At 65.0% G+C, this 24,819-nt stretch carries 26 protein-coding genes; 7 read left to right on the top strand and 19 right to left on the bottom strand.

Annotation, left to right across the window (positions count from 1 at the left end; all coding sequences use genetic code 11):
- Position 1 precedes the first annotated feature (1 nt).
- The 3 genes from ACMGT0_RS19860 to ACMGT0_RS19850 form a co-directional block, all read right to left on the bottom strand.
- Entirely contained in the window at positions 2 to 1,075 is a 1,074-nt protein-coding gene (locus ACMGT0_RS19860) for a catalase family peroxidase (protein ID WP_416769416.1), read from the bottom strand.
- Positions 1,076 to 1,299: 224 nt separating this feature from the next.
- Positions 1,300 to 2,787 (bottom strand): aldehyde dehydrogenase family protein, encoded by a 1,488-nt coding sequence (locus ACMGT0_RS19855; protein ID WP_416769415.1) that lies wholly within the window; start codon positions 2,785 to 2,787, stop codon positions 1,300 to 1,302.
- A 139-nt stretch (positions 2,788 to 2,926) separates the two neighbouring features.
- Positions 2,927 to 4,255: a hypothetical protein gene (locus ACMGT0_RS19850; RefSeq protein ID WP_054057520.1), complete on the bottom strand. Its 1,329-nt coding sequence runs from the start codon at positions 4,253 to 4,255 to the stop codon at positions 2,927 to 2,929.
- Between the two features lie 301 nt (positions 4,256 to 4,556).
- Here ACMGT0_RS19850 and ACMGT0_RS19845 point away from each other — a divergent pair, with 301 nt between their 5' ends.
- The 3 genes from ACMGT0_RS19845 to feaR all read left to right on the top strand — a co-directional run bounded on the left by ACMGT0_RS19845 (position 4,557) and on the right by feaR (position 7,703).
- The gene (locus ACMGT0_RS19845) at positions 4,557 to 6,056 is read left to right on the top strand and encodes an APC family permease (protein ID WP_054057519.1); all 1,500 of its coding nucleotides are present in this window, start codon (positions 4,557 to 4,559) and stop codon (positions 6,054 to 6,056) included.
- The gene (locus ACMGT0_RS19840) at positions 6,037 to 6,618 is read left to right on the top strand and encodes a DUF3156 family protein (protein WP_054063663.1); all 582 of its coding nucleotides are present in this window, start codon (positions 6,037 to 6,039) and stop codon (positions 6,616 to 6,618) included. Before ACMGT0_RS19845 ends, ACMGT0_RS19840 begins: the two co-directional genes overlap by 20 nt.
- 122 nt (positions 6,619 to 6,740) lie before the next feature.
- Positions 6,741 to 7,703, top strand: a complete 963-nt coding sequence (gene feaR, locus ACMGT0_RS19835) for a transcriptional regulator FeaR (protein WP_054057517.1) — start codon at positions 6,741 to 6,743, stop codon at positions 7,701 to 7,703.
- Positions 7,704 to 7,761: 58 nt separating this feature from the next.
- On the opposite strand, the gene ACMGT0_RS19830 is transcribed toward feaR, so the two are convergent.
- The 7 genes from ACMGT0_RS19830 to ACMGT0_RS19800 all read right to left on the bottom strand — a co-directional run bounded on the left by ACMGT0_RS19830 (position 7,762) and on the right by ACMGT0_RS19800 (position 13,473).
- Positions 7,762 to 8,517 carry an SDR family oxidoreductase gene (locus tag ACMGT0_RS19830; protein ID WP_416769412.1) on the bottom strand — a complete coding sequence of 252 codons (756 nt, stop codon included), beginning with the start codon at positions 8,515 to 8,517 and terminating at the stop codon, positions 7,762 to 7,764.
- Positions 8,510 to 9,310, bottom strand: coding sequence for an SDR family NAD(P)-dependent oxidoreductase (locus tag ACMGT0_RS19825; protein ID WP_416769410.1), 801 nt, complete (start codon positions 9,308 to 9,310; stop codon positions 8,510 to 8,512). The genes ACMGT0_RS19830 and ACMGT0_RS19825 overlap by 8 nt, the downstream gene beginning before the upstream one ends.
- A complete protein-coding gene (locus ACMGT0_RS19820) occupies positions 9,303 to 10,127 on the bottom strand; it encodes a molybdenum cofactor biosynthesis F family protein (protein ID WP_416769408.1) in 825 nt (274 codons plus the stop codon). Before ACMGT0_RS19820 ends, ACMGT0_RS19825 begins: the two co-directional genes overlap by 8 nt.
- 85 nt (positions 10,128 to 10,212) lie before the next feature.
- Positions 10,213 to 10,872, bottom strand: a complete 660-nt coding sequence (locus ACMGT0_RS19815) for a helix-turn-helix transcriptional regulator (protein WP_416769407.1) — start codon at positions 10,870 to 10,872, stop codon at positions 10,213 to 10,215.
- Positions 10,873 to 10,923: 51 nt separating this feature from the next.
- Entirely contained in the window at positions 10,924 to 11,289 is a 366-nt protein-coding gene (locus ACMGT0_RS19810; RefSeq protein ID WP_054060869.1) for a cupin domain-containing protein, read from the bottom strand.
- Between the two features lie 49 nt (positions 11,290 to 11,338).
- Complete coding sequence (locus ACMGT0_RS19805; protein ID WP_054060868.1) at positions 11,339 to 12,637, bottom strand: NAD(P)/FAD-dependent oxidoreductase; 1,299 nt, start codon at positions 12,635 to 12,637, stop codon at positions 11,339 to 11,341.
- Positions 12,638 to 13,071: 434 nt separating this feature from the next.
- Positions 13,072 to 13,473: a hypothetical protein gene (locus tag ACMGT0_RS19800; protein ID WP_416769405.1), complete on the bottom strand. Its 402-nt coding sequence runs from the start codon at positions 13,471 to 13,473 to the stop codon at positions 13,072 to 13,074.
- A 187-nt stretch (positions 13,474 to 13,660) separates the two neighbouring features.
- On the opposite strand from ACMGT0_RS19800, the gene ACMGT0_RS19795 reads away from it, so the two are divergent.
- On the top strand, positions 13,661 to 14,119 hold the full coding sequence (locus tag ACMGT0_RS19795; RefSeq protein ID WP_416769403.1) for a metallophosphoesterase family protein: 459 nt from the start codon (positions 13,661 to 13,663) through the stop codon (positions 14,117 to 14,119).
- Between the two features lie 6 nt (positions 14,120 to 14,125).
- Here ACMGT0_RS19795 and ACMGT0_RS19790 read toward each other — a convergent pair whose 3' ends face one another.
- The 3 genes from ACMGT0_RS19790 to ACMGT0_RS19780 all read right to left on the bottom strand — a co-directional run bounded on the left by ACMGT0_RS19790 (position 14,126) and on the right by ACMGT0_RS19780 (position 16,638).
- Positions 14,126 to 14,854 (bottom strand): type 1 glutamine amidotransferase, encoded by a 729-nt coding sequence (locus tag ACMGT0_RS19790; protein WP_054060865.1) that lies wholly within the window; start codon positions 14,852 to 14,854, stop codon positions 14,126 to 14,128.
- Positions 14,855 to 14,916: 62 nt separating this feature from the next.
- Positions 14,917 to 15,810: a dihydrodipicolinate synthase family protein gene (locus ACMGT0_RS19785; protein ID WP_416769401.1), complete on the bottom strand. Its 894-nt coding sequence runs from the start codon at positions 15,808 to 15,810 to the stop codon at positions 14,917 to 14,919.
- Between the two features lie 45 nt (positions 15,811 to 15,855).
- Positions 15,856 to 16,638 (bottom strand): aldolase, encoded by a 783-nt coding sequence (locus tag ACMGT0_RS19780; RefSeq protein WP_054063671.1) that lies wholly within the window; start codon positions 16,636 to 16,638, stop codon positions 15,856 to 15,858.
- A gap of 136 nt (positions 16,639 to 16,774) precedes the next feature.
- On the opposite strand from ACMGT0_RS19780, the gene ACMGT0_RS19775 reads away from it, so the two are divergent.
- Positions 16,775 to 17,311, top strand: coding sequence for a helix-turn-helix domain-containing protein (locus ACMGT0_RS19775; protein ID WP_054060862.1), 537 nt, complete (start codon positions 16,775 to 16,777; stop codon positions 17,309 to 17,311).
- 21 nt (positions 17,312 to 17,332) lie between these two features.
- Here ACMGT0_RS19775 and ACMGT0_RS19770 read toward each other — a convergent pair whose 3' ends face one another.
- The 3 genes from ACMGT0_RS19770 to ACMGT0_RS19760 are packed head-to-tail and all read right to left on the bottom strand — an operon-like array spanning position 17,333 to position 20,457.
- Positions 17,333 to 18,190 carry an alpha/beta fold hydrolase gene (locus ACMGT0_RS19770; protein ID WP_054063672.1) on the bottom strand — a complete coding sequence of 286 codons (858 nt, stop codon included), beginning with the start codon at positions 18,188 to 18,190 and terminating at the stop codon, positions 17,333 to 17,335.
- 23 nt (positions 18,191 to 18,213) lie between these two features.
- Positions 18,214 to 19,194 carry an MBL fold metallo-hydrolase gene (locus ACMGT0_RS19765; RefSeq protein WP_416769399.1) on the bottom strand — a complete coding sequence of 327 codons (981 nt, stop codon included), beginning with the start codon at positions 19,192 to 19,194 and terminating at the stop codon, positions 18,214 to 18,216.
- Between the two features lie 60 nt (positions 19,195 to 19,254).
- Positions 19,255 to 20,457: an MFS transporter gene (locus ACMGT0_RS19760; protein WP_416769397.1), complete on the bottom strand. Its 1,203-nt coding sequence runs from the start codon at positions 20,455 to 20,457 to the stop codon at positions 19,255 to 19,257.
- Positions 20,458 to 20,602: 145 nt separating this feature from the next.
- Here ACMGT0_RS19760 and ACMGT0_RS19755 point away from each other — a divergent pair, with 145 nt between their 5' ends.
- Positions 20,603 to 21,487, top strand: a complete 885-nt coding sequence (locus ACMGT0_RS19755) for a LysR family transcriptional regulator (RefSeq protein ID WP_416769395.1) — start codon at positions 20,603 to 20,605, stop codon at positions 21,485 to 21,487.
- 8 nt (positions 21,488 to 21,495) lie between these two features.
- On the opposite strand, the gene ACMGT0_RS19750 is transcribed toward ACMGT0_RS19755, so the two are convergent.
- Positions 21,496 to 21,930 (bottom strand): DUF6678 family protein, encoded by a 435-nt coding sequence (locus ACMGT0_RS19750; protein ID WP_416769393.1) that lies wholly within the window; start codon positions 21,928 to 21,930, stop codon positions 21,496 to 21,498.
- Between the two features lie 109 nt (positions 21,931 to 22,039).
- On the opposite strand from ACMGT0_RS19750, the gene ACMGT0_RS19745 reads away from it, so the two are divergent.
- Positions 22,040 to 23,230, top strand: a complete 1,191-nt coding sequence (locus ACMGT0_RS19745) for an MFS transporter (RefSeq protein WP_416769391.1) — start codon at positions 22,040 to 22,042, stop codon at positions 23,228 to 23,230.
- On the opposite strand, the gene ACMGT0_RS19740 is transcribed toward ACMGT0_RS19745, so the two are convergent.
- The gene (locus tag ACMGT0_RS19740) at positions 23,155 to 24,174 is read right to left on the bottom strand and encodes a LysR substrate-binding domain-containing protein (RefSeq protein WP_416769389.1); all 1,020 of its coding nucleotides are present in this window, start codon (positions 24,172 to 24,174) and stop codon (positions 23,155 to 23,157) included. The two genes, ACMGT0_RS19745 and ACMGT0_RS19740, sit on opposite strands and share 76 nt — an antisense overlap.
- Before the next feature lie 163 nt (positions 24,175 to 24,337).
- Complete coding sequence (locus ACMGT0_RS19735) at positions 24,338 to 24,814, bottom strand: hemerythrin domain-containing protein (RefSeq protein WP_054058128.1); 477 nt, start codon at positions 24,812 to 24,814, stop codon at positions 24,338 to 24,340.
- Positions 24,815 to 24,819: the final 5 nt, after the last annotated feature.

The following is a 24,819-nucleotide window of genomic DNA, read 5'->3' as shown; positions in this document are numbered from 1 at the left end:
TTCACTTTTCCTCCTGCTTGCCGATGGCTTCGCTGGCCTGGCCATGACCGATCTCGCCCAGCCGCAGGTTGAACGAGTGCGAATAGGCGCCTGAGCGGGCACTGAGCACGGGGTCATTCGAGGGCTCGATGCCCGCCGGAACGATCGACGGGTCATAGTTGACGTCGCGGCAGGCGCCCGTGGCCTGGTCGGTGACCTGGGTGACTTCCAGGGTGCCGGCCACGACTTGCCTGCGCTGCGCCGGCCAGGGCTGCGAGGGATCGTCGACCGGGTCGCCAGGCTCTGCCAGTTGCAGCACCAAGTCCCAGTAGAGCGGCTGCTGCGCCAGCTTCTGGCGCAGGTCGTCGAACAGGAAGTCATGGGCTGCCGAGGGTTTCTGCTCGTTGGGCAGCGGCTGGAAGGGCAGGCGTGAACGCATCGACCAGCGAACCGCCTGCCGTTGCCCCTGGGCGTCGACCAGCTCGAAGGCATTGATGCCGAAGAATTCCACCCCTGCAAAACTGCCGGGCGCCGGGGCCTTTGCTCGCCAGGCGAGGAATTTCTCCGCCTCCGGGTACTGTTTCAGAAACGCCGCCAGGCGCTGCGGGTTTGGCTGGCCGGTCGCCGGGTCGGCGGCGGTCGCCTTGAGCAGGGCGCTGAACCCTTCGGCGTCGCGTGTGGCGAAGTACGGCTGGTTGTTCAGCGCCATGCGCCATTGCTGCTGGTCGTCGGTGGTCAGCAGCAGCGCCATGCTGACCGTGCCGGTCGAATTGTCGGCGGCGTGCGGGTTGCCCGCACCGATCGAGAAGCGGCCGATGACGGGCACTGGCGATTGGCTGAACGCCCGCGCTGTCGACAGGGTGTGCGCTTCCCGGCTGCTGCTGAACGTCCCGGCAAAGCACATGCCCTTGCCATGGGCGCGGCGAAATCCGGGAGGAAAGGAGGGCGGTGTTTGTCCGACCAGGCCCTTGCTGGTCGGGCGCGTGCCGATCCAGCCGGCGGTCCAGGCGAACGCGGCGGTCAGCGTCGCGGCAATTCCGATGATCGCGACGGACGCCAGCCAGGTGCGTTTCGAGTTGATCTGCAGTTTTGACATCGCTCGTTCCATTGCTCTTGGGGCGGATGTACCGGAGCCGGCCTGGATAAAGGGTTCGATCCAGGGCCGGTTCCAGCGTTCCAGGGAACGATGATATAGAGCTGTTACGTGGTCGGGGCCTCGCAAGAGTTAACATTTTCGTGAAGGTTTTCATGAACATGCCAGAGTGCTCCGCGGTTTCGGGAGCCCCCTGACGTTCATTCCAAAGCCGCGCGCCCCGTGCCTCAGTAACGAATCATCACCGACTTGAGCTCGGTGTAGTCCTCGATGAAGGCATCGCCGAATTCGCGCCCGATGCCGGAAGCCTTGCTGCCGCCAAACGGCACCGCCGGGTCGAGCAGAGTGTGCATGTTCACCCACACCGTGCCGGCGTTGATGGCCGGTATCATGCGCAGGGCCTTGCCCAGGTCCTGGGTCCAGAGGCTGGCGCTGAGGCCGTAGGGCGTGTTGTTCATCAGCTCCAGTAGCTCTTGCTCGGTGTCATAGGGGAGGAAGGTGGCGATCGGGCCGAAGGTTTCCTCGTTGAGCAGGGTGTCGTTGACGCTGTTGGCGAGGATCACGGTCGGCTCGACATAGCAGCCGGGCCGCTCGATCAGCTTGCCGCCGTGGATGATGTGGTTGTTCTCGGCCCGGGCCCTGGCGAAGAACCCTTCGAGCTTGAGCAGGTGCTGGCGGTTGGTGACCGGGCCGAACTCGGTGCGCTCATCCAGGGGCGAGCCGATGTTCAGCCGGCTCAGGCGCTGGGACAGCTTGTCCATGATCGGCTCGATCTGCGAGCGGTGGACGAAGAAGCGCTCGGCGGCGGCGCAGATCTGCCCGGAGTGCAGGAAACCGGCCTCGATGATGCCATCCACCGCCTTGTCCAGGTCGACGTCGCGCAGGAAACCGGCGGAGTTCTTGCCGCCCAGTTCCAGGGTGGCGCGGGTCAGGTTGGCGCCCATGGCCGTCTGGCCCACCGCGATGCCGGTCGGTACCGAGCCGGTGAACGACACCTTGTCGGTGCCGGGGTGTTCGATCAGGCCCTTGCCGACCGGCCCGCCACCGGTCAGCACGTTCAGCGCGCCCGCCGGCAGGCCGGCTTCGATCGCCAGTTCGGCGATGCGCAGGATGGTCAGCGGGGTGAACTCGCTGGGCTTGATGATGATGCTGCAACCGGTCACCAGTGCCGAGGCGAGTTTCCAGATGGCGATCATGGTCGAGAAATTCCACGGCACGATGCCCACCACCACGCCGACCGGCTCACGCAGGGTGAAGGCGCTGTAGCGCTCGCCGGCGAAGGAGGGCAGCGACGGGGTGATGGTCTGGCCGCTGATCTTGCTGGCCCAGCCCGCGTAGTAGCGCAGGAAGTGGGCCGCCTGGTCCACTTCGAAGGCGCGCGCCACCTGGATGATCTTGCCCGACTGCAGGGTTTCGAGCTGGGCCAGTTCCTCGCGGTGGCGCTCCAGCAGGTCGGCCAGTTTCAGCAGCACGTGGCCGCGCACCGCGGGGGCGGTCTGCGACCACTGCCGGAAACCGCGGCGGGCCGAGTCCACGGCGGCATCGATGTCGGCCTGGTCGGCATCGGCCACCCGGGCAATCACCTGGTCGGTGGCCGGGTTGATCACCTCCAGCGTGCGGCTGGAGTGGCTCGGGACGGCAACACCGTCGATGAACAGGGCAGGGCTTCGACGCAGAAAGGCTTCGACTTGGGGCAGCAGCGCGATATCGCTCATGGGGTTTTCCTGAGGGAGGCAGCGGAAAAGCCCGAGGGTATTCAAGGAGCGCCGGGTTGGCTTGACTGTGGCTGCCCGGCCGCTTGACTGTGGCTGCCGGGCGCCTGGGCAGCGGTGCAGGCCGCTCCCGGAAGGGGGATCAGAACGGTACGGCGACAGTGACCTGGCTGTAGACGTTGGTGCCGTTGCCACCGACCTGGTTGCCGCCGTTGCTGGCGTCCTTGTCCGGCTTGTACAGGCCCAGCAGCGGGGTGACGATCAGGTGTTCATTCACCGCCCATTCGGCATACAGGTCCAGCTCGCGGCCGTCCAGGTTCAGGGCATCCTGCTTGTGCAGGGTCTTGTAGTCGAAGAACAGCACGCCGACGGTCACCGGCTCCACCGGCTTGACCTTGAGCGCCACATGCTGGATCGCCGTGTTGCTGTTGAACGGTCCGGCATAGTTGCCGGTCACCTCGCCCTGGAACCAGGTGCCGTAGCCCCGGCTGAGGCCGTTGAACATCGAGTCCCAGTTCCTGGAGTAGCGGCTGTAGCGGTAGGTCAGGTCCGGCGACCAGGGCAGGTCGGCGAAGGTGTAGCCGGCTTCGGTGTACCAGGCTTTTTCCGTACGGACATCCTTGTCCTGCCAGGCGTATTCGAAGGCGAAGTGCGCGTGTTCGATGCCGGCGTTGCCGGCGCCGCGCAGGCTGTAGATGTCCATGCCTTCGCGTTCCTTCTGGAAGGCGCTGGCATAACGATCGTCGACACTGATGCCATGGAGGTAGGTCAGCCCCAGGGTGCCGGGAGCGGCGGTGTATTCCAGGGTGCCGGCCGCCATCTCGGTGTTGGCCTGGGCGCGGTTGTCGGACTTGAACCACATCACGCTGCCATGCACACCGTCCTTGCCGCCCAGGCGCAGGACGGCCGTCTGGTCGAACGCATGGCGCGCCGCCAGGTAGTAGGCGCCGCCGCGGTTGAGTTTGCCGTCGGCCGGGCCCTTGCCGAAGTTCAGGCCGTCATCGTTGATGATGAAACCGTCACCGAGGGTGATGATCTGGCGCCCGAACGACACATCCACGCCGTCCTTGCCGAGCACCGGGAACAGGTCGCCCGAGCGCCAGCCGGCGAAGGCCTCGTCGAATTTCGTCGTGCGCTCGGTGCCATCGCTCAGGCCGGCCGCGTCGCCGTCGCCCCAGGTCGCGGAGCTGACCAGGTTGGCCGTGCCATAGGCGCTGCCCAGGTTGCCCAGGGTCTGGTCAATGCTCAGGCCGTACTTGATGAACCCTTCACGCCAGCTGGAACCGCCGGTGGTACCGTCGTAGTTCTTGCGGCTGTTGAACATCCCGTAGACTGCCAGGAAGTTGCCGGTGACCTTGGTGTCGCCATCGGCATACAGCTCGAAGGCCCCGGCCGACGAGTTGACGAACAGCAGCGTCATACCCAGGCCGATGGCCTTGGACAGCGCCCGCGTTTTCAGTGTTTGCTCCATTATTGTTTTCCCCGGTCGTGTTGGACAGCTCAGTAGAACGAGTGCGCATTAGGACGACCGGGAACGGCAAAGTCTTTCACCTGCGTGCCAGATAATTGATCCTGTCAGCCAGGCGTCGAGCCCTGGCAGGCAGCAACAAAACCGCCGGCAGACAGGGGCAAGACGGTCGCGGTGGGCGGGGCGCACAGTGCCTGGGTACACGGCGCCGTTTGCTCAGGGACAGGCAGGGAGGAGTAATCGCCGACTCCTCGAACGGTTCGCGAAATCCATAAAATAACAATCCGCTTCGAGGATCTGCACCATGTCGATCAACGACAGACTCACCGAGCACCTCAAACGTGGCACGGTCGGTTTTCCCACCGCGCTAGCCAGCACCATCGGCCTGATCATGGCCAGCCCGGTCATTCTCACCGCGACCATGGGCTTCGGCATTGGCGGCAGTACCTTCGCGGTGGCGATCCTGATCGCCGTGGTGATGATGCTGGCCCAGGCGACCACCTTCGCCGAGGCCGCCTCGGTGCTGCCGACCACCGGTTCGGTCTACGACTACATCAACTGCGGCATGGGCCGTTTCTTCGCCATCACCGGGACCCTGTCGGCCTACCTGATCGTCCATGTCTTCGCCGGCACCGCGGAAACCATCCTGTCCGGGGTCATGGCGCTGGTGAATTTCGAGCACCTCAACACCCTGGCCGAGTCGGCCGGCGGCTCCTGGTTGCTGGGGGTGGGCTTCGTCATCGTCTTCGGTGTTCTCAATGCCTTCGGCGTCAGCGTGTTCGGCAAGGCCGAGATCATCCTGACCTTCGGCATGTGGACCACCCTGATGGTGTTCGGTGTGCTGGGCCTGATCGCCGCACCGGCGGTCCAGCTCGACGGCTGGTTCGGCGCATCGCTGGTGGGCACCGACCCGGTCACGGTGCTGTCGCTGGTGGGCATGGCGATGTTCATGTTCGTCGGCTGCGAATTCGTCACGCCGCTGGCACCGGACCTGCGCAATTCGGCCAGGGTCATGCCCCGGGCGATGATCCTCGGCTTGCTCGGCGTCGCCACCTGCATGTTCATCTATGGTGCGGCCATGAAGCGCCAGGTGGAAAACGTGCTGCTCGATGCCACCGCCGGGGTGCACCTGCTGGATACGCCGATGGCGATTCCACGTTTCGCCGAGCAGGTGATGGGGCATGTCGGCCCGCTGTGGCTGGGGCTGGGCTTCCTGTTCGCCGGCGCGGCGACGATCAATACGCTGATGGCCGGGGTGCCACGGATTCTCTACGGCATGGCGGTCGACGGTGCCTTGCCCAAGGTCTTCACTTACCTGCACCCGCGCTTCAAGACGCCGCTGCTGTGCATCCTGGTGGCGATGCTGATTCCCTGCCTGCACGCGCTGTACCTGGGCGGCAATACCGACAACATCATGCACCTGGTGCTGGCCGCGGTGTGTGCCTGGAGCTTCGCCTACCTGCTGGTGACGCTGTCGGTGGTGATCCTGCGCATCCGCCGTCCCGACCTGCCGCGGGCCTATCGTTCGCCGCTGTTCCCGCTGCCGCAGATCGTCTCCAGCGCCGGTATCCTGCTGGGCATGTGGTTCATCACGCCACCGGGCATGAACCCGGCGGACATCTATATCCCGTTCGGCGTGATGCTCGCGGGTACCGCAGCCTATGCGCTGTTCTGGACGCTGGTGGTACAGCGCGTCAATCCATTCAAGCCGGCGTCGGTCGAAGACGTGCTGGCCAAGGAGTTCGCCCATGAACCGGGGCACCCGCACAACGGCTACGCCGACCATGCTGCAAAAGCTGTCTGAGCTGTTCGGCGCCAATCGTGCGCCGACCGGCTACCGGCCGGGAGTCACCCTGGAGCACCTGCGCCGCAATCTGGCGGTGGCCGGTTTCGCGCAGAGCGGGCCGAGCTCGGCGCAGATCACGCTGGATGATGGCTTGCAACTGGAAGTGGTCGAGCGCACCGAGTCGCAGTTGTTCATGCACCTGGTCATGACCGAGTTCGTGCTCAGGGTACCCGCCTTGAGTGAGGGCACGGCCCGTTTCGACCTGCACCATGGCGGGGCGATTCGGCGCACGGCTGTTCGCTGCCGGCAGCGCTCCGGCGAGCATTCGCTGCTGGTCGCACTCGAGGCCGGGTTGCAGCCGGGCAGTGCCCTGTACCAGGCGCTGATGCCGCTGGACTTCAAGCGCCTGCGCATCGACCTGGCGCAGGGGCAGTGGTGCGTACGCCTGGAACACATGGGCGGCAGCGAGGTGGTCAACCGGATGCCGGCCTTTCGCCGGTACATCGCCCTGAGCCGCGAGCAGCGCGCCAGCCTGTTCGCGGCCCTGGCCGGGTTGCAACGGTTGTTGCGAACGCTGTGAGAAAAAGACCGACCTGGCACCTTTAGTGCTTGTACAGGGGGCACTCACGTACTTGTTGCGCCTATATAGATAACATGTTAACTATTGCGCAACAAAAACAAGAAGCCACTGTGGAGAGCCCCATGAGCATCCATCAATCCGTGCCAGACGGTCTGGAAACCTGGAACCGCGACCTGCGTGCCGCCTGTGGTCATTTCGACACGGAGCTGGCCTGCCACCGTGCGCTGTTCATCGGCGAGGTGTCCGAGTTTTCCCGAGGGGGTCTGCCGCTGGCGACCTTGCGCACCAATGCCGGGCTGATCAGGCGTGATCGGCCCAATGCCGATCATGACAACGAGCAGGATTGCTTCCTGGTCAGCCAGCGTGGCGGCTATTGCCAGATCACCCAGTACGGCCAGAGCATCCGCCTGGCGCCCGGTGACCTGCTGCTGATGGATTCGGCAGGGGCGATCGAGATCAGCCCGTTCGGCCTGATCGAACATGTTTCGCTGTCGTTGTCCCGCCACGAGGTGTGCCGACAGCTCGGCGGCCAGTCGCGGACCTTCGGCAAGATTTCCTCGAGCAAGGCCTGCGGACGAATGTTGCACGTGCTGGTCGACCAGTTGTGCAAGGACACCTCGGTGGGCGCCGGCGTGGCCGCTGAAGGCGAGGCCCTGCAGTCGGCCTTCGTGTCGTTGCTCGGTTCGGCGTTCGAGGAAGACCAGGACCCGGGAGAGGAGGCCACGCCACTGCAGGGCAGCAGCCTGCGCAGCTATGTGCAGAAGGTCATCGACGAGTCCCTGAGTCAGCCCGGCCTGAGTCCCGCAGGCCTGGCCAACCGCCTGAACATTTCGGTACGGCACCTGTACCGCCTGTTCGAGGAACAGGACGACAGCGTCTGCCGCTACATCCAGCGGGCGCGGCTCAAGCGCAGTGCCGATGACCTGACCAACCCGTTGCTGCGCAGTGAGTCGATCACCTCGATCGCTTACAAGTGGGGGTTCACCGATTCGGCGCACTTCAGCCGTTCGTTCAAGAAGCAGTTCGAGCTGTCGCCCAAGGATTTTCGTTCCAGCCATCTGCAGCAGGCGTTGGGCGCGGCGTGACTGGGCGGGCGTAAAAAAGGGGCCAGTTGGCCCCTTTCCTGTTTCTGCAAGCGCCTGATCACACCTCCGGCAAGGTCGCCCCGCCATCGACCACCAGCGTCTGCCCGGTGATGTAGCCCGCCAGGTCCGAGGCCAGGAACAGCATGGCCGCGGCAATGTCCGCCGCCTGGCCCAGCCGCCCCAGCGGCACCCGGCTGGCGATCGCCGCGCTCTGTTGTGCATCACCCAGGTTGTCCATGGCCGGCGTGGCGATCATGCCCGGTTCGACCCCGTTGACCCGGACATTGTCGGCAGCCAGTTCCAGCGCCGCATTACGGATGAAGCCATTGACGCCTGCCTTGGACGCCGCGTAGTGGCTCAGCCCCGGATAGGCCACCCGCGGGCCGGTGACCGAGGAGGTGACCAGTACGCAGCCGCGGCCCTGGCGCCGGAACAGCGGCAGCGCCGCCTGGGTCAGCCAGAACAGCGCCGAGAGGTTGACCGCCAGGGTGCGTTCGAGCATCGCCGGCGTGATTTCGGCGAACGGCGTCAGCGGGAAGTACCCGGCGTTGTGCACCAGGATGTCCAACTGCTGCAGTTTTGCGACCAGCTCGAACACTGCGCTGGCATTCGCCAGGTCAACGTACAAGGCTTCGACCCGACAGCCCCTGGCCTGCCACTCGTCGGCCAGTTCCCGGGCCTGAGGCAGGCGCAGGTCGGCGATCACCACGTGGGCGCCACGCAGGGCGAAGGCTTCGACGATCGCCCGGCCGATGCCCTGGGCCCCGCCGGTGACCAGCACATGGCGGCCGCTGAAATCCAGGTCTTCAGGCATGGGCGGGCTCCTTGTGGGCAAAAGCCAGGGTCGGCACGTCGACGATGCTCGACCCGCCGTCGGCGACCAGCGTCGCCCCGGTGATGATCGAGGCGTCGTCGGACGCGAGGAAACGGCAGACCCTGGCGATTTCCTCGGCACTGGCCGGGCGGCGCAGCGGTACGTCGGCGCAGACCCGGGCATAGGCCTGCTGCAGGGTTTCGCCGTGCCGGTCCATCAGCGGCTGCATTTCCTCATCGGCCATGGGCGTACGCACCCAGCCCGGGCATACGGCGTTCACCCGCACGCCGTGGGGGCCATAGTCCCTGGCCAGCGAGCGGTTGAGGCCGAGCAGGGCATGTTTGGCCGTGGTGTAGCCACACACCTCCGGGCCCGCCGCCAGGGAGGCGATCGAGCCGATCAGGACGATGTTGCCAGCCGTTTCCTGTAGCAGGGGCAGGCAGGCCCGGGCGCTGTAGAAGGCGCTGTCGAGGTTGCTGCGCAGCGCCGCCTGCCAGCCTTCCGGGGTGGTCTCGGTGGCGCTGCCCAGGCCGTGGCCGCCGGCACAGGCCAGCAGCACATCGAGGCGGGCATAGCGCTGGCGGATGCGGGCGATGAAGTCGTCCCAGGCATCCGGGCTGGCGGCATCGCCGACCAGCACCAGGCCACCGGTTTGCCTGGCGACCTGTTCCAGCGGTTCGCGCCGCCGGCCGATCAGCACCAGGTTGTCGCCCTGCGCGGCATACAGCCGGGCACAGGCCGCGCCGATGCCGGTTCCGGCACCGGTGATGATGAGGGTCCGTGGTTCAGGCATCGGGGTACTCCGTGCGGTTCAGGACCTGGCAGTAGGAACTGACCGGGAAGTTCGACAGCTCGTCGAAGGAGGCGCCGGCATAACCGAAGATCTTGCCGTCGCTGCGGTGCTGTTGCAGGTCGATCAAGACCAGGCCGAGGGTCGGGACGATCTTTTCGCGCCAGACGAACAGGTAGAGTTGATCGGCGATCTTGTAGTAATGGCAGCGATCGGTATCGCACAGGCCCTTTTCCACGCCTTCCAGGCACTGCCAGGTGTAGAACCGGTCGTTGAGATAGATGTGTTCGTAGACTTCGCTCGGGCTGTAGCGGTAATGGTTGCGCAGGCCGCTCAGTTCTTTGGTCGGGGCGTGGGGGCAGAGGCCCTCCCGCCAGGGGCGGTCGAGGCTGCCATGCAGGAACTCGGCCTCGACCGTGGTCAGGTCCTTGCCGGCCAGGGCGCGGCTGTAGAGTCCTTCGCGCGTCTGCTCGGCGCTCGGCATGCGGCCGATCACGGCGGTGAAGGCGGCGTTGTCGGTGTCGAGCACCAGGCTGATCGACCAGGCCTGGCCGCTTTCGTGCTTGATGAAATCCACCAGGTACAGACCGGGGCGTACGGAGGTTGCCCGATAGTTCGCGGTGCCGCTGGAGTGACCGTCGGCGGCGTTCCAGGACAGGGTTTCGCGCTCGAAGCGGTGCTCGATCTGCCAGCCATTGGCGAAGTGCAGGGTGAAGGTCCTGCCTTGCAGGTCGGCCAGATTCGGCAGGATGAAGGCTTGCGGGGCGAAGCCGTCGGCCAGGGCGCCAACGGTGATCCAGTCTTTATTGTTTGCGGTCATGATGAAGCTCCGGTTGCTTGGATGGACCTGCCGGATCATGCCGCTGGCGGCTTTGCCCGCCTATCAACCGGATGGTTGAGGTGGGCTAGAAAAAGAGGTGGACCACCAGTTCGGTGCGGCTGCTGGCACCGGTCTTTCGAAACAGGTTGATCAGGTGGGTCTTGATGGTCGCCAGGCTGACCTCCAGCTCCTGGGCCAGTTGCTTGTTGCTGGCGCCCTGGCGCAGCAGGTGGGCGATCTGGCGCTCCCTGGGGGTCAGGTCGAGCAGCGGGTCCTCGCAGGGCTGCAGGTTGGCGACCGCCAGTTGCAGCAGTGATTGCAGGGCCTGGAGTCGAGCCAGTTGTTCGGTGTCGAAGGGCCCCAGGTCGGCCGTACGCAGCAGCGAGATCGCGGCCTGGGGGTGGCCGGCGCGATGGGCGAGGATCTCCACCACGTCGACGATACCGTGGCGCCGCAGAAAGTCGGCATAGCGCTGGTTGTCGCGTCTGGGTTGGCGCGTCATGGCCAGCCCGATAGGCACCACGGCCAGCCCGCTGGACAGGCAGTTGCGCGGTTGCAGGGGATCGAACTGACGGTAGTGGTCGAGGTAGTCGCGGTGCATCTCGCCTGTCATGCGCAGCAGGCGGAAATCACGGGCCTGCAGGTCGCGGTCGACGCGGTAGAAGGCGGCGCGGCTGGCCGGGACCAGTTGCGTGAAGGCGCCCAGGCAATGCTGGGCGATTTCCTGGAGGGGAATGCTGTGCATGCGCGCCCGGCCTCGTCGGTGGGCTGCCGGTGGGGCCGGCAGCCGGGTTGGTCAGGCGACTGCGAAGTAGTGCTTGACGAAGCTTTCGCTGACCACTTCCCAGAGCACCGGGGTGCCCTTGGTCACGAACCAGCTGTCACCGGCCTTGTAGCGGGTGCTCTGGCCGCTGTTCTCGTCGGTCAGGATCACTTCGCCGGTGACCACGGTGGCCTGTTCGGCGAACGGATAGACCATGCGGAACTTGCCCTGGGTGGTGCCGAAGTAGGCGCTGCTGACCGGGTCGGTCGGGGCGCCGAAGGTCATCTTGCCGAAGGCGCGCACTTCGCCTTCGAGGATCTGCGAGCCGAGGTCGGCGACGGTGCCCCAGGCATCGAGCTCGGACAGTTGGACATCTTTCTTCACGGTGGTAAGGGTCATGGCAGTTGCTCCTGATGAGTGGAAATGAAAGGGAAGGGCGCCTTGGCCATCAGCGGCGCCCGTTCCAGTAGCCCGAGAGTTGGTGCCAGGACTTGCCGCCGGTCAGCAGCAGTGGACGAATCACGTCCTTGCCGATGATGGTCGGGCGCGGGATCGAGCTGACCAGGTCGTAGCGCGCCGAGCCTTCGCTCATGCCCTCGGCCAGCACCTTGCAGATGATGTGGCTCGGGGTCACGCCGAAACCGGAGTAGCCCTGGACGTAGAAGGCGTTGCGCCGGCCCGGCAATGTGCCGATCTGCGGGAACAGGTTCGGGCTGCAGGCCATCGGGCCGCCCCAGGCCAGGTCGATCTTCACGTCCTTGAGGTAGGGGAAGATCTTCAGCATCAGGTTGCGGTTCCAGGCCTTGAGGTCGCGCGGGATGTGCTCGACCAGCGGGGTGGCTGCGCCGAACAGCAGGCGGTTCTCGTTGGTGACGCGGTAGTAGTCGATCACCGGGCGAATGTCGCTGTAGGCGCCGCGGATCGGGCTGATGCGGTTGATCAGTTCCTCCGACAGCGGCTCGGTCATCATCTGGAAGGCGTAGGTGTTGATGGTCGAGCGATGCAGTTCCGGTTCCAGCTTGTTGAGGAAGCTGTCGCAGGCCCACAGCAGCTTGCTGGCCTTGACCGAGCCGCGTCCGGTGCGCACGGTGATCTGCTCGCCGTAGCGCACTTCCAGGGCCGGGCTGTTCTCGAAGATCCGCGCGCCATGGCCGACCAGCGCCTTGGCCTCGCCGAGCAGCAGGTTCAGCGAGTGCACGTGACCGCCGCCCATGTGCAGCAGGGCGCTGCTGTAGGCATCGGAGCCGATGATCTGCTTGACCTCGGAGCCCGCCAGGAAGCGGATCTCGTGCTGGCTGTTGATCGACTTGAAGTCCTTCTCCCAGGCGCGCAGGGTCTTTTCCTGGCGGGCATTGAAACCCATGTAGCCGTAGCCGTGGCAGAAGTCGGCATCGATATCGTACTTGGCGATGCGGTTCTTGATGATGTCGGCGCCCAGGTCGCTGATCTCGAAGATCCGCCGCAGGCCGTCTTCGCCCACGTCTTTCTTGATCTTTTCCAGGTCGTGACCGATCCCGGCCATGATCTGCCCACCGTTGCGCCCGGTGCCGCCAAAGCCCAGGTAGCGCGCTTCCAACACGACGATGTTGGTGATGCCTTTTTCGGCGAGCTCCAGGGCCGTGTTGATGCCGGAGAAACCGCCGCCGATAACGACAACGTCGGCTTCCACATCCTGTTCCAGGGTCGGGAAACTGAGGTTGTATTTCTTGGTGGCCGTGTAGTAGGTGGGCGTTTCGATAGTGATCATGGCGCAGCCTGAAAAAGTGAAGGAAAGCTCAAGGCAGGGAGTCCGGGAGACTCTGTCGTCGATGACGTCCATTAAGAGCCCTGGCGCGGCGGATGTCTTGATTCTCTGTGCCGGTTTTTTTGATTCAGCGCGCCAGGGCGGGCAAGGCCGTCCCGGGACCGCCCCACGCTCAGGTGGAAATGGAGGGTCAACTCAAGACATGATGGCTGAAGGAGGGCGTTGGGCAAGTGCTGTAGGTATTGGCTGACTTGTCCCGGGGCGGTGCAGGCACTGGCCTGTCACGGCGGTCCCGATGCGTTGCTGGCCGGGGCGTGTTTCGAAACACAGGCGGGGAAGGGGTGGTACAGGCAACGGCGCGCACCTGAGGCGCTTCTTTGCGGGGTCAGGGGTGACCGGTGTTTCAACCGGCCACCCGGCACAGGGGCGATACGACCTTAACCCCCTGAACCGCCGCCCGCGCCGCCACCGGCACCACCGCCAGCCGCGCCACCGGATGCTCCGCCAGAGGCGCCCCCGGAACCAGAACCGGTCCCGCCGCTGCCGCCGTTGCCCGCACCGCCGTCGCCTTCGCCACCGCTGGTGTTGCCGGAGCCCGGGTTGGTGCTGCTGCCACTGGCATTACCGCCGTTGCCGCTTTGCGAACTGCCCGGATAGGAGCCTGGCGGCAGGGCTGAACCTGACCCGGTCGAGCCCGGCGTCGATGAGGAGGCACCGTTGCCGGTGTTGCCCATGGTGCCGTTCGTTCCCGTGCCGGTGGTACCGGCGGCGAGGACTGCCGTGCTGAAGGCGCAGACCAGGCCGGCTGCTGTCAGAAGTCTTGCGATGGATGATTTCATCGGATTTTCCTCGTGCAAGAATGGATCGTGTTTCCGGCGTCCCGTGCCGTCATTCCTCTCGCGCAGGCGGCCTGGCCGACGGGGGTGGGGGCAATCGTGTCGTCCCTGATGTTTGGAAGAAGGCGAGGAAGGCTAAGTTTGAATAATCTGGGAAAAGGACGACGAATGGCGTGGGTAGGGAGCTGATATGAAAGTGGGCGTGATTTCCGATACCCATGGGCTGCTGCGTCCCGAGGCCATTGCCGCCTTGCAGGGCTGTGAGCGGATCATTCACGCCGGTGACATCGGCAAACCCGAGGTGCTCGAACGACTGTCCGCCATCGCGCCGCTGTTCGTCGTGCGGGGCAACAACGACCAGAACCTGCCCTGGGCCGGGCATCTGCCTGACGTTCTGCGCCTGGACCTGGACGGCTGGCTGACCCTGCTGGTTCATGACCTTGCCGATGTGCCGGCCCTGTTGGATGAGACGATCAGGGTCGTGATCACCGGCCACTCGCACAAGCCGCTGATCGAATGGCGCGGCGAATGCCTGTACCTGAACCCGGGCAGTGCCGGGCCGCGACGTTTCAAGCTGCCGGTGACGCTGGCGCTGCTGGACGTGCAGGGGGCGTCGATCGAGTCTCGGTTGGTGTCGTTGCTGGAGTGAAGTCCCTCACGCGGCGCGGGCGTTTGCGTACTCTTCAACCAGCTTGTCCAGAAAGATAAACAGCGTCTGGTTCATCTCTTCCCAGTCGTTCGCCCGCAGGGCCGCCGGCTGCTGGACGAAGCGGCGATCGAGGAGGGTGGCCAGTTCGCGCTCGGAAGCGGCGATCAGCAGCTCGACGACCTCACGGGTGAATTCCATGTGGCACTGGAATCCATAGACGAGCTTGCTGTATTCGACAATCTGGCGGGGGCAGCCTTCGCTGGTCGCGATGATCGTCGCGTCGGCGGTCAGGCCGGGCATGTCGTTGTGCCAATGGCCGACCTGCAGCACTTCGCCGAAGTGGGCGAACTTGGCGTTGACCTTGCCCTCGGCGGTCAGGCTGATCGGAAACTGGCCGATCTCCTTCTCCGGGCTGTGCTCGAACCGGGCACCCAGCGCCTCGCCGATGAGCTGGGAGCCCAGGCAGATGCCGACGACCGCCTTGCCCGCGTCGATCGCCTGGCCGATCAGGCGGCATTCGGCGGCCGCATCGAAGTGCGGGCATTGTTCGAGGGTGGTGGCCGGGTCCTGGGGGCCGCCGAGGATCACCAGCAGGTCGATCGCGTCCGCATTGGCCGGCAGTGCCTGGTTGGCGTACACGCGGGAGTAGCTGGCGGCATGGCCTCGTTCCCTGACCCAGGTTTCATAGGCACCCGGTGCCTCGAACGCTTCGTGAACGATGAAGTGGACTTTCATGGGAGGTTCTCTTGAGTGGCAGGAGCGCAAGCTGCCCGGCGCCGGGCAGCTTGCCAGTGGGCTCAGCGGGCGACGGCCAGCTCGTCCAGCAGGCCCTTGAGGTAGGCAGTGCCTTGTGGGTCCAGCGGTTGCAGCGGTAGGCGCGGCGCACCAACGTCCAGGCCGAGCATTTTCAAACCGGCCTTGATGGTGGTCGGCAGGCCACGGCGGGTGATGTACTCCAGCAGCTCGTACTGGCGGTAGAACAGGTCGCGAGCCTGTTGCAGATCGTGATGCTGCACCGCGTCCCACAGGGCCAGGTTCAGTTGTGGAATCAGGTTCGGCGCCGCGGTGCACCAGCCGGCCGCACCGGCCACCAGGGCTTCTAGCGTCAGCGGGTTGCAGCCGTTGTAGAACGCCACCTGGCCGCCGGTGGCCTGGTACAGGCGGTGCATGCGCTGGATGTCACCGGTGCTCTCCTTGACCATGGTGACGTTCTTCACCTCCTTCAGGATGCGCAGGATCAGTTCCACCGACAGGTCGGTGCCGCTGGTGCCCGGGTTGTTGTAGAGCATGATCGGGATATCGATCGCCGCACCGACCGCCTTGTAGTGGTCGACGATTTCCGTCTCGGTCAGCTTCCAATAGGAGGCGGGCAGCACCATCACCGCCGTGGCGCCGCAGGCCTGGGCCAACTGCGCCCGCTGCACGGTGCGTGCGGTGGTCAGGTCGGAAACGCTGACCACGCTGGGCACGCGCCCGGCGATTTTCTCCTGGCTGTAGCGCACCACCGATTCCCATTCGCTGTCGGCGAGGTAGGCGCCTTCGCCGGTGCTGCCCAGCGGCGCGATGGCGTGCACGCCGGACTGGATCAGGCGGTCGATGGAGTGGCCCAGGGCCGTCAGATCGATCGAACCGTCTGCTGCGAAGGGAGTGATGGTGTAACCGATAACGCCGCGAATCTGAGGAGTGGACATGCAAGGCACCTCTTGACTGTTTTCTGGAAGGGAGTACCGCTTCGATCAGCTCAGGCAATCGCCGTGGGCACGCAGGGCACGGCGCGCGTAGTAGCTGAAGGCGGCGCCGTGGCGCTTGGGCGTGGAGATCCAGTCGTGGGCTTCCTTGCCGAGCGCTTCGGGGATGGGGCGGATTTCGCCGGCACTCATGGCCAGCAACTGCATTTTCGCGGCGCGTTCGAACAGCAGGGCGAGAACGCAGGCTTCCTCGATCGAGCCGCCGGCGATCAGCAGGCCGTGGTGCGAGAGCAGGATGGCGCGCTTGTCGCCAATGGCCTTCGAGATGATCTCGCCTTCCTCGTTGCCCACCGGAACACCCGGCCAGTCCTTGAGGAATGCGCAGTCGTCGAACAGCGGGCAGATGTCCATGTGCGACACCTGCAGCGGCACTTCCAGCATCGACAGCGTGGCGCTGTGCAGCGGGTGGGTGTGGATGATGCAGTTCACGTCGGGGCGGGCCCGGTACAGCCAGCTGTGGAAACGGTTGGCGGGGTTGGCCATGCCGCGGCCGTTGAGCACGTTCAGGTCCTCGTCGACCACCAGCAGGTTGGACGCCGAGATCTCGTCGAAGCCCAGGCCCAGCTGTTGCGTATAATAGGTGCCCGGTTCATCCGCGCGGGCGGTGATCTGGCCGGCCAGGCCCGAGTCATGCCCGCCGTCGAACAGGATGCGGCAGGTCAGGGCGAGTTTCTGCCGCGGGGTGTAGGTATTATCGATCAGCGCCGTCAGCATCTGCTTCTCGGCGAGCTTGACGAGCTGGTCCTTCGGGGTCTGCAGGGTCGTGGTCACGGTCGGTACCTGAGCGGGAAGTGGACGATGTTTGCCTGGTGGCCGCTGCAACGGCACCAGGACACACGGATGATCTTAATGACACTTTGTGTCATAAACAATACTTGTGTCATTATTTTTGAAGGAACGGCGTTGGATGTCGGTGCAGCTGAGAATTTTGCGTAAGAAGATGGGCATGACCCTGGAGCAGCTGGCCGGGCATACCGGGCTGACCAAGAGCTACCTGTCGAAGGTGGAAAGGGGCATGAGTTCGCCTTCCATCGCGGTGGCGCTCAAGCTGGCCAAGGCGCTCAATGCCCCGGCCGAGGAACTGTTCAGTTCCGAAGCGGTGCCCGAGGAGGGCTATAGTCTGGTTCGTCGGCAGCAGCGGGACACCGCCGGGGATCCGCCGGCGCCGACCCACGTGCCCCTGGCGCGACACATCGGCCAGCGGGCGCTGCTGCCGTTCCTGGTCTATCCGCCGCGTTCGTTCGGGCACTCGGCGTTCAAGGAGCACCTGGGCGAGGAGTTCGTCTACGTGCACCGTGGCAGCGTCGAGGTCGACTTCGGCAGCGAACGGTTGATCCTGGAGGAGGGGGACGCCCTGCATTTCAATGCGCAGAAGTCCCACCGCATCCGCACGGTTTCATCGGAGCAGGCGGAGCTGCTGGTGGTGGTGCACAGCTCCGAGTGAGGAAGGGGCCCGCTCGACGGGTCACTTGCCGCGCCAGCCCTCGAGGAAGTTCAGCAGCAGTTCATTGACCTTCTCCGGCTGCTCTTCCTGGGGCAAGTGCCCGCACGCTTCGATGGGGTAGGCCTGCAGGTCGTCGGCCATCTCCGCCCAGACGCTGGCCATGTCGAAGAGCTTGCCGACCGCGTGGAAGTCGTTGCCCCACAGCGACATCACCGGGCAGGCGATCTTCACTTCGGCATCCTCGAGGTCCTGGGCGATATCCTCGGCGTTGGCCCGGTAGTCGGCCATCGCCCCGCGTACCGCGCCTGGAGCCTGGTAAGCCCGGACGTAGGTGTCGAAGGCTTCGCCGCTGATGGTCGACGGGTCGTAGGTCCAGTCCGAGAAGAAATGCCGCAGCCAGATGTGTTCGCGGCCGGCGATCAGCGCCTCCGGCAGGTCCGGCACCAGGTGGAACAGGAAGAACCAGTAGGCCTTGGCGATCGAGGCATTCAGGTCCCGCGCGACGATCCGGGTCGGCACGTTGTCCATCACCACCAGGCGGTCCACCAACTCGGGGTAGTCCTTGGCGAAGCGGGTGGCCACGCGGGCGCCACGGTCGTGGCCCACCAGCGCGACCTTCTCGATACCCAGCTCGCGCATCAGTTCGCGGATGTCCCGGGCCATGTTGCGCTTGTCGTAGCCGGCGGCCGGCTTGTCGGTTTCGCCGTAGCCGCGCAGGTCCGGCGCGATGACCCGGAAGTGTTTCGACAGCACCGGGATCTGGTAGCGCCAGGCGAAGTTCGTTTCCGGGAACCCATGCAGCAGGATGACCGGGGCGCCTGCGCCTTCCTCGACCACGAATTGACGGATGCCGTTGGCCGTCACTGTGTAGCTTTTCATGTTGAAGCTCCTTTGGGCAGGGGTTATTTCAGCAAGGGAACGTCGGCTGCACGGGTGTAGGGGCCATACAGGGCGGGCACCCAGGTGAAGTGTTTGCCCGCCTGGGTGACATGGCCGATGCCCGGGAACGGCAGATGGGCCGCCGCCAGCCATTCACCGTCCGCCGCCAATTGGAAGAACTCGTCCTGGCGTGCCTTGACGGCCTTTTTCGGGTCGACGTCGAAGCGGATGGCGACCTCGGGATGGTCGAACTGCACGGCCGCGTTGTGGATCAGGTCACCGATGAAGCTGATCGCCGAACCGTTCGAGGCGAAGCGATAGACCGTGCTGCCCGGGGTATGGCCGATGGCGTAGGCCGCTTGCACTTCCGGGATCGGCGAGGCGGGTGGGGTGAAGGTCTTGAGTCGGCCGCTGTCCTGGTAGGGCGCGAGGGCGTGCTGGGCGATATCGAAGTATTCCCTGGCGTTTTCCGGTGCGTTGGCCTTTCGCTGTGGGTCCAGCCAGAAGTCGGCTTCGGCCTGGGCGACATAGACCGTGGCGTTGGGGAACAGCGCCTTTCCCTGTGCGTCGACCAGACCGCAGACGTGGTCCAGGTGCAGGTGCGTCAGGAAGATCGTGTCGACCTGGGCCGGCTGGTAGCCGGAAGCCTGGAGGTTCGGCACCAGTTGCCCGGCGGTCTGCGGCACGCAGTGGCCAGCCCCGCTGTCGACCAGTACCAGGTGCTTGCCGGTGTTGATCAGGTAGGCGTTGAAGGTGGTGGGCATCCGGTCCGGCCCGATGGCCTGGCGTTTGAGCAGGCCACGGATTTTCTCGGGCGACAGGCCCTTGAGCAGGCCCGGTGACAGGTCGTTGTAGCCGTCGAAGAGGGCGGTGACTTCGTAGTTGCCGACGGCCTGGCGGAAATAGCCGGGGACTTGCTGGTGAATCGGCTCGGGGGCCTCTGCCAGGGCTTGGTCGATGAAGGCCAGACTGGCCAGTGCGAGGAGGCTTGCGAGATTTTTCATGGTTGGGCTCTTCACGTTCATTTCGGTGAGTGGGATTGGGGGGCTTGCCGTTTGGCTGATTCAGCAGAGGCTGCGGCGGCCGCGGATGGCCGTGAGCTGCACCAGGGTGGCGACGATCGCCAGTGCCGCGCCCAGCACCGAGATGCCGAGCCAGCCGCTGCTCTGCCAGACCTGTGTCGCGGCCGCCGCGCCGGCGGCACCGCCGAGGAACATCGAACCCATGAAGAGGGTGTTCAGGCGGGCGCGGGCTTGTGGCTGGAGCGTGTAGACGATGTGCTGGTTGGAGACCAGGACGCTCTGCACGGCGAAGTCGAGCAGGATGCAGCCGATCACGATGCCGGTGAGGGAGGTCCACAGGCCGAACAGCAGCCACGAGGCGAAGGTCAGCAGGGTGCCGACGATGATCACCTTGTGCGGGCCGCGACGGTCGGCGATGCGCCCGGCCATCGGGGCGGCCAGGATGCCGATGGCACCGACGATGCCGAACAGGCCGGCGGCCTGGGCGTCGAGGTCGAAACCGGGTTGCTCCAGGCGCAGGGCGAGTACGGTCCAGAAGGTGGTGAAGGCGGCGAACAGCAGCGCCTGGGTGATCGCCGCCACACGCAGCTCACCGTGGGCGCGCCACAGGTGCAGCATCGAACCGATCAGGCGGGCATAGGACGTTTTGGCGCTGGGCAGGCTGCGGGGCAGGGCCACGGCCATGAGCGTGCCGGCAAACAGGGCCAGGGGTACGCCCAGCCAGAACATGGCGCGCCAGCCATAATGCGCCGCGACGAAACCGGACAGCGTCCGGCTGAGCAGGATACCGCACAGCACCCCGGACATGACCGTGCCGACCACGGCGCCGCGCCGCTCCGGCTGCGCCAGTTGGGCGGCGAAGGGCACGATCTGCTGCGCGACGGTGGAGGTCATGCCGAGCAGGAACGAGGCGATCAGCAGGACCGCCGCAGTGGGGGCCAGGGCGGCGGCGATCAGGGTCGCGGCCAGCAGCGCGAACTGGGTCATGATCAGGCGACGGCGTTCGATGAGGTCGCCCAGGGGCACCAGGGCGAACAGGCCGATGGCATAGCCCAGTTGCGTGGCGGTCGGTACCAGTGCCGTGAGGCTGCCGGGCAGCTCGTTCTCCAGGATGCCCAGCATCGGCTGGTTGTAGTAGATGTTCGCCACCGCCAGCCCGGCGGAGGCGGCCATGGCGAAGGTGAGCCCGGTATTGATCCCTGGTGGGGCGCTTGTCTGTTCTGCGAGTGCGGTTGTGCTGTTCATGATCTGCCCTTGCGCGATCACCCGTTCCACCTGCCTCAGAGAGTGAGGCCGTGAGGGCGTCGTGATGTGGGGGCAACTATGGCGATATAACCGGAAATGGTGTAGATGTTGAAATCGTTACGGCAATCTAACGGAAATCGATGTAATGAAGCTTGAGGATGTCGAGGTCTTCGTCGAAGCGGTACAGGTTGGCAGCCTCGCCGGGGCGGCCCGCCGCCTGTCCCTGACGGCGATGGCCGCCTCCCGGAGCCTGAACAGCCTGGAGGCCGAGCTCGGCGTGCGGCTGGTGCACCGCACCACCCGCTCGCTGTCGCCCACCAGCGACGGCGAGACCTTCCTGCCGCACGCGCAGGCGCTGCTCGAAGGGCGGGCCAATGCCCTGGCCGATCTGCGTCCCCACGGCAATGCGCTGTCCGGGCACCTGCGCATCACCGCATCGGCCGCCTTCGCCCGCAAGGTGGTGGCGCCGATGCTGGCCTCGTTCATGGCCCAGCACCCGGCACTGCGGGTCGACCTGCTTTCCACCGACGAGCAGGTGGATATCGTTGCGCAGGGCATCGACGTGGCGATCCGCATCGCGCCACTGCGGGACAACCGACTGGTGGCGCGGCGCCTGGCCGACAGCCCCCGGGTGCTCTGTGTCGCACCGGGTTATCTGGCAAGCCATGGGCGGCCCGCCTCGCTGGCAGAGCTGTCAGCCCATGACTGCCTGGTGATCTCGGGGACCTCGCACTGGTCGTTCGTGTGCGCAGAGAAGAGTGTCCGGCAGCGAGTGGCGGGGCGGTTTGCCGCCAGTTCCATCGATGCGCTGTACGAAGCCTGCGCAGGCGGGCTGGGCATTGCCAACCTGTCCAGCTGGTACGTCGAACCGGCCCTCGCCGCAGGTGCCGTCGAACGACTGGTGCTGGCGGATGCCGAACCCGAGCCCCTGGCCATCTGGGCGGTGTACCCCACGGCCCGGCTGGTGCCGCTCAAGGTGCGAATGTTCATCGATGCGTTGGAGAGCCACATCCAGCAAAGGCCGAGCTGACCGGCCTGTCAGGCCGGCGGGAAATCCTCGTAGGACTTGGGCAGGTAGCCCCAGATTCGCAGCACATCGCTGCGCACTTCGAACTCGAAGCCGATGTGGGCGACGACCGTCGTGATCTCATCGGTGTGATCGATGATCGTCTGGGGCAGCAGCCGGCCCTGTGACGGGGCCATTTCCCACAGGCCGATATCGAACCATTCCACGCCGGCGAAGGGAAACGGCAGGTGGCAGAACCACTCGACGTCCCAGCCCGAGATATAGCCGGTGACGTACTTGGATCGATAGGACGGCGACCAGCCATCGCGTTCGCGGAAATACTCGATCAGCTCATCCCATTTGGTGTTGTTCGCTGCGCTCGCGAGGTTTCTGGTGGCGACGGCGGCACGGATTTTCTTGCGCATCGCGTCGTCATGGCCGGTGCCGGCCCGGGGAAATTCGTTCATGTACCCTCACGATTGATGAATCTGGTTCGCTTGATAAATGACTAGATGCCCTAAATCGGACAAAAAATAATAAATAGAATGCTCCCATTTCCACTGGAGAGACATTCTGATGTCGGCATACGATTCAACCCGCCCCGTCGCTTGCGCAGCCAGAGGCACCCGGCTCAGCATTGCGATCCTGGCGTTCTCGGCGTTCCTGATCGTGACCACCGAGTTCCTGATCGTGGGGCTTTTGCCGGCGCTGGCGCGTGACCTGAACCTTTCGATTGCCTTGGCCGGCCAACTCGTCACGCTGTTCGCCTTCACCGTGATGATCTTCGGCCCACCGCTTACCGCCGAACTTTCGCATCTGGACAGAAAGAAGCTGTTCATCGCGATCCTCCTGCTCTTCGCCGCCGCCAACGCACTGGCCGCTGCTTCCACGAACTTCTGGGTGCTGGCGGTCGCGCGAATCGTTCCTGCGCTCATGCTCCCGGTCTTCTGGGGAACGGCCAGCGAAACCGCAGGCAAACTCGCCGGCCCGCAGGCAGCCGGGCAGGCGATTTCCAGAGTCTACCTGGGTATTTCCGCGGCCATGCTGCTGGGAATTCCGCTGGGTACCGTGGCCGCCCACCTCATCGGTTGGAGAGGGGCCTTTTGGGTGCTGGCCGGCCTGTCGCTGATCATGGCGCTGGCAATCATGACCTGCATGCCAGGCGTTGAACGGGCACCCAAGGTCGACTGGCGTCAACAGGCCCGAATCTTCAGGGAGCCGTTCTTCCTCGCCAACGTGATGCTCTCGGTGCTGGTGTTTACCGCGATGTTCGTGGCCTATACCTACCTGGCGGACCTCCTCGAACGGGTGGCCGGCGTCGATTCCGCGCATGTCGGTTGGTGGTTGATGGGCTTCGGTGCCATTGGCCTGGTCGGCAACTGGCTCGGCGGCAGGATCGTCGACCAATCGCCGATCAAGGCTTCGGCACTGTTCCTGGTGCTGCTCGCGATCGGCATGGGCACAGTCGTGCCGCTGGCACAGCTGGGCATCGTGTTCTGCCTGGCCCTGGGCCTTTGGGGCGTGGCGAACACGGCGCTTTATCCGGTCAGCCAGGTCAGAGTCATGAGTTCGGTCAGCCATTCCCAGGCCCTGGCCGGTACCACCAATGTGTCTGCCGCCAATGCCGGTATTGGGCTGGGTGCGATTATTGGCGGGCTGACCATCACGCACGCGGGGGTCGAGTCTGTCGGTTATGTGGCGGCTGTCGTCGCGGTGAGTGCCCTGGCCCTGATACCGATGGTGTCCCGGCTGGCCCCATCCGAGTGAGGGGGCGGCGCGGTCCGGGGGACGACCTGCGTGCCATGGATGCAGAGACGTGGGAGCAGGTAGTCCAGCAGTGCCCTCACTTTGGGCAAGCCCTCGCGGCTCTTCTGCCAGACCAGGTTCATCGGCATGCTGTCCAGGGCTAGGTCGGGCAGGACTTCCACCAGGGTGCCGGCCTCGAGGTGGCTCTGAATCAGCCAGGTGGGCAGTTGGCCAATGCCGTGTCCCGCCAGAATGGCCGCGACTTCGCCTTCGCCATCTCCCACGGCGATCCGGGCCTGGACAACCCGGCGCTCGATATCGCCCGGTAGTCGGCCCTTGAAATACCAGGGGCTGACCCTGCCGTCGGCCAGACCGTAACCGACGCAATGGTGGTCATCCAGGTCACGTTCGGTCCGGGGGGCACCGTGAGTCTCGATGTAGGCAGGCGATGCGCAGAACATCATCCGCTGGGAGCCGAAATACTCATGGCCCAGTGCGGCCGGCCAGGTGTCCGGTCCACCGATGCGCACCAGAATATCGATACCTTCATGCACGGGGTCGACGAACCGGTCGGAGAAGGAGATATGCGGCTGCAGCAACGGGTGGGCACGGACGAACTCCAGGATCAACGGCAGCACGTGCAACCTGCCATAGGCGGCGGGGAGGTCTATCCGAATCTTTCCGTGAAGCTCATCACTCTCGGCCACCAGGGCGTGCTCGACTTCCTCCAGGTCGGCGAGAACCGAAGCGCAGGTCTTGTAGAACACCATCCCGGCCTCGGTCAGGGCCAGTCGCCGGGTGGTGCGATTGAACAGCCGCCGGCCCAGCCGGCCTTCCAGGCGTGCCACGCTTTTGCTGACGGCCGAACTGCTGAGGTTCAAACGCTCCGCCGCGGCCGTGAAGCTCCCAAGGTCCGCCACCGCGACGAAGACGTCGATACCCTTGAGTCGTTCAGACGAGAACATGGAAACTCCGCCATTGATGAGTGCCTGCCAATCCTACACCCTCTGGCGGCACGCTCCGTCAGGGAGTGCTTCGGCGAACAGCCGCGTGCGACGCTTCCCAAGTTCCGTAACGGCCGCGCGTCTTCACGCAGGCGCTCAGGTTGATGCGGCCCGGCAGGCCGCTTCAGGCAGCCATCTTCGAGGCACTCAGGGTTTTCTTCAGCGATGCCTTGAGCACCTGCATCTGCTCTCCCAGGCTCTCGAGCTTTTCCTTGCCGAGGAGCTTCTCGGCTTCTGGAAACATCTCGTTTTCCTCTTCCTCGATGTGGTGTTCCAGCAACTCCTTGACCACCTTGACGCGACCGGCGAACTCGGGTGTGGTCGGGGAGGTATTCTTCAGGTCGGGCAGCACCAGCGAGTCCACCGTGCGGTGTTCCTCCTTGGCCTCATGGTACATTTGCTCCTGCTGCCTGCCGCCTGCTTCCTTGAAGGCGGGATAGAGAATTTCCTCTTCAAGCTGCGTATGAATGGTGACTTCCAGCTCCAGTTTCTGCAGCAGCTCGGTGCGTTTCTTTTGCGCCCGGTCGGTCGACTCGCTGAGTTGGGTGAGGAGGGTCTTGACCTTTTCGTGGTCGGCTTTGAGCAGCTCGATGGCGTTCATGGGGG

Source organism: Pseudomonas sp. RHF3.3-3, assembly GCF_048069595.1.
Taxonomy (GTDB): Bacteria; Pseudomonadota; Gammaproteobacteria; order Pseudomonadales; family Pseudomonadaceae; genus Aquipseudomonas; species Aquipseudomonas fuscovaginae_B.
The sequence above is the reverse complement of the archived record's forward strand: the minus strand, read 5'-3'. Positions and strand labels throughout refer to the sequence as shown.

Coding starts and splice junctions, on each gene's coding strand:
- ACMGT0_RS19860 (WP_416769416.1), bottom strand. CDS start 1,075: ATGTCAAAACTGCAGATCAACTCGAAACGCACCTGGCTGGCGTCCGTC.
- ACMGT0_RS19855 (WP_416769415.1), bottom strand. CDS start 2,787: ATGAGCGATATCGCGCTGCTGCCCCAAGTCGAAGCCTTTCTGCGTCGA.
- ACMGT0_RS19850 (WP_054057520.1), bottom strand. CDS start 4,255: ATGGAGCAAACACTGAAAACGCGGGCGCTGTCCAAGGCCATCGGCCTG.
- ACMGT0_RS19845 (WP_054057519.1), top strand. CDS start 4,557: ATGTCGATCAACGACAGACTCACCGAGCACCTCAAACGTGGCACGGTC.
- ACMGT0_RS19840 (WP_054063663.1), top strand. CDS start 6,037: ATGCTGCAAAAGCTGTCTGAGCTGTTCGGCGCCAATCGTGCGCCGACC.
- feaR (WP_054057517.1), top strand. CDS start 6,741: ATGAGCATCCATCAATCCGTGCCAGACGGTCTGGAAACCTGGAACCGC.
- ACMGT0_RS19830 (WP_416769412.1), bottom strand. CDS start 8,517: ATGCCTGAAGACCTGGATTTCAGCGGCCGCCATGTGCTGGTCACCGGC.
- ACMGT0_RS19825 (WP_416769410.1), bottom strand. CDS start 9,310: ATGCCTGAACCACGGACCCTCATCATCACCGGTGCCGGAACCGGCATC.
- ACMGT0_RS19820 (WP_416769408.1), bottom strand. CDS start 10,127: ATGACCGCAAACAATAAAGACTGGATCACCGTTGGCGCCCTGGCCGAC.
- ACMGT0_RS19815 (WP_416769407.1), bottom strand. CDS start 10,872: ATGCACAGCATTCCCCTCCAGGAAATCGCCCAGCATTGCCTGGGCGCC.
- ACMGT0_RS19810 (WP_054060869.1), bottom strand. CDS start 11,289: ATGACCCTTACCACCGTGAAGAAAGATGTCCAACTGTCCGAGCTCGAT.
- ACMGT0_RS19805 (WP_054060868.1), bottom strand. CDS start 12,637: ATGATCACTATCGAAACGCCCACCTACTACACGGCCACCAAGAAATAC.
- ACMGT0_RS19800 (WP_416769405.1), bottom strand. CDS start 13,473: ATGAAATCATCCATCGCAAGACTTCTGACAGCAGCCGGCCTGGTCTGC.
- ACMGT0_RS19795 (WP_416769403.1), top strand. CDS start 13,661: ATGAAAGTGGGCGTGATTTCCGATACCCATGGGCTGCTGCGTCCCGAG.
- ACMGT0_RS19790 (WP_054060865.1), bottom strand. CDS start 14,854: ATGAAAGTCCACTTCATCGTTCACGAAGCGTTCGAGGCACCGGGTGCC.
- ACMGT0_RS19785 (WP_416769401.1), bottom strand. CDS start 15,810: ATGTCCACTCCTCAGATTCGCGGCGTTATCGGTTACACCATCACTCCC.
- ACMGT0_RS19775 (WP_054060862.1), top strand. CDS start 16,775: ATGTCGGTGCAGCTGAGAATTTTGCGTAAGAAGATGGGCATGACCCTG.
- ACMGT0_RS19770 (WP_054063672.1), bottom strand. CDS start 18,190: ATGAAAAGCTACACAGTGACGGCCAACGGCATCCGTCAATTCGTGGTC.
- ACMGT0_RS19765 (WP_416769399.1), bottom strand. CDS start 19,194: ATGAAAAATCTCGCAAGCCTCCTCGCACTGGCCAGTCTGGCCTTCATC.
- ACMGT0_RS19760 (WP_416769397.1), bottom strand. CDS start 20,457: ATGAACAGCACAACCGCACTCGCAGAACAGACAAGCGCCCCACCAGGG.
- ACMGT0_RS19755 (WP_416769395.1), top strand. CDS start 20,603: ATGAAGCTTGAGGATGTCGAGGTCTTCGTCGAAGCGGTACAGGTTGGC.
- ACMGT0_RS19750 (WP_416769393.1), bottom strand. CDS start 21,930: ATGAACGAATTTCCCCGGGCCGGCACCGGCCATGACGACGCGATGCGC.
- ACMGT0_RS19745 (WP_416769391.1), top strand. CDS start 22,040: ATGTCGGCATACGATTCAACCCGCCCCGTCGCTTGCGCAGCCAGAGGC.
- ACMGT0_RS19740 (WP_416769389.1), bottom strand. CDS start 24,174: ATGTTCTCGTCTGAACGACTCAAGGGTATCGACGTCTTCGTCGCGGTG.
- ACMGT0_RS19735 (WP_054058128.1), bottom strand. CDS start 24,814: ATGAACGCCATCGAGCTGCTCAAAGCCGACCACGAAAAGGTCAAGACC.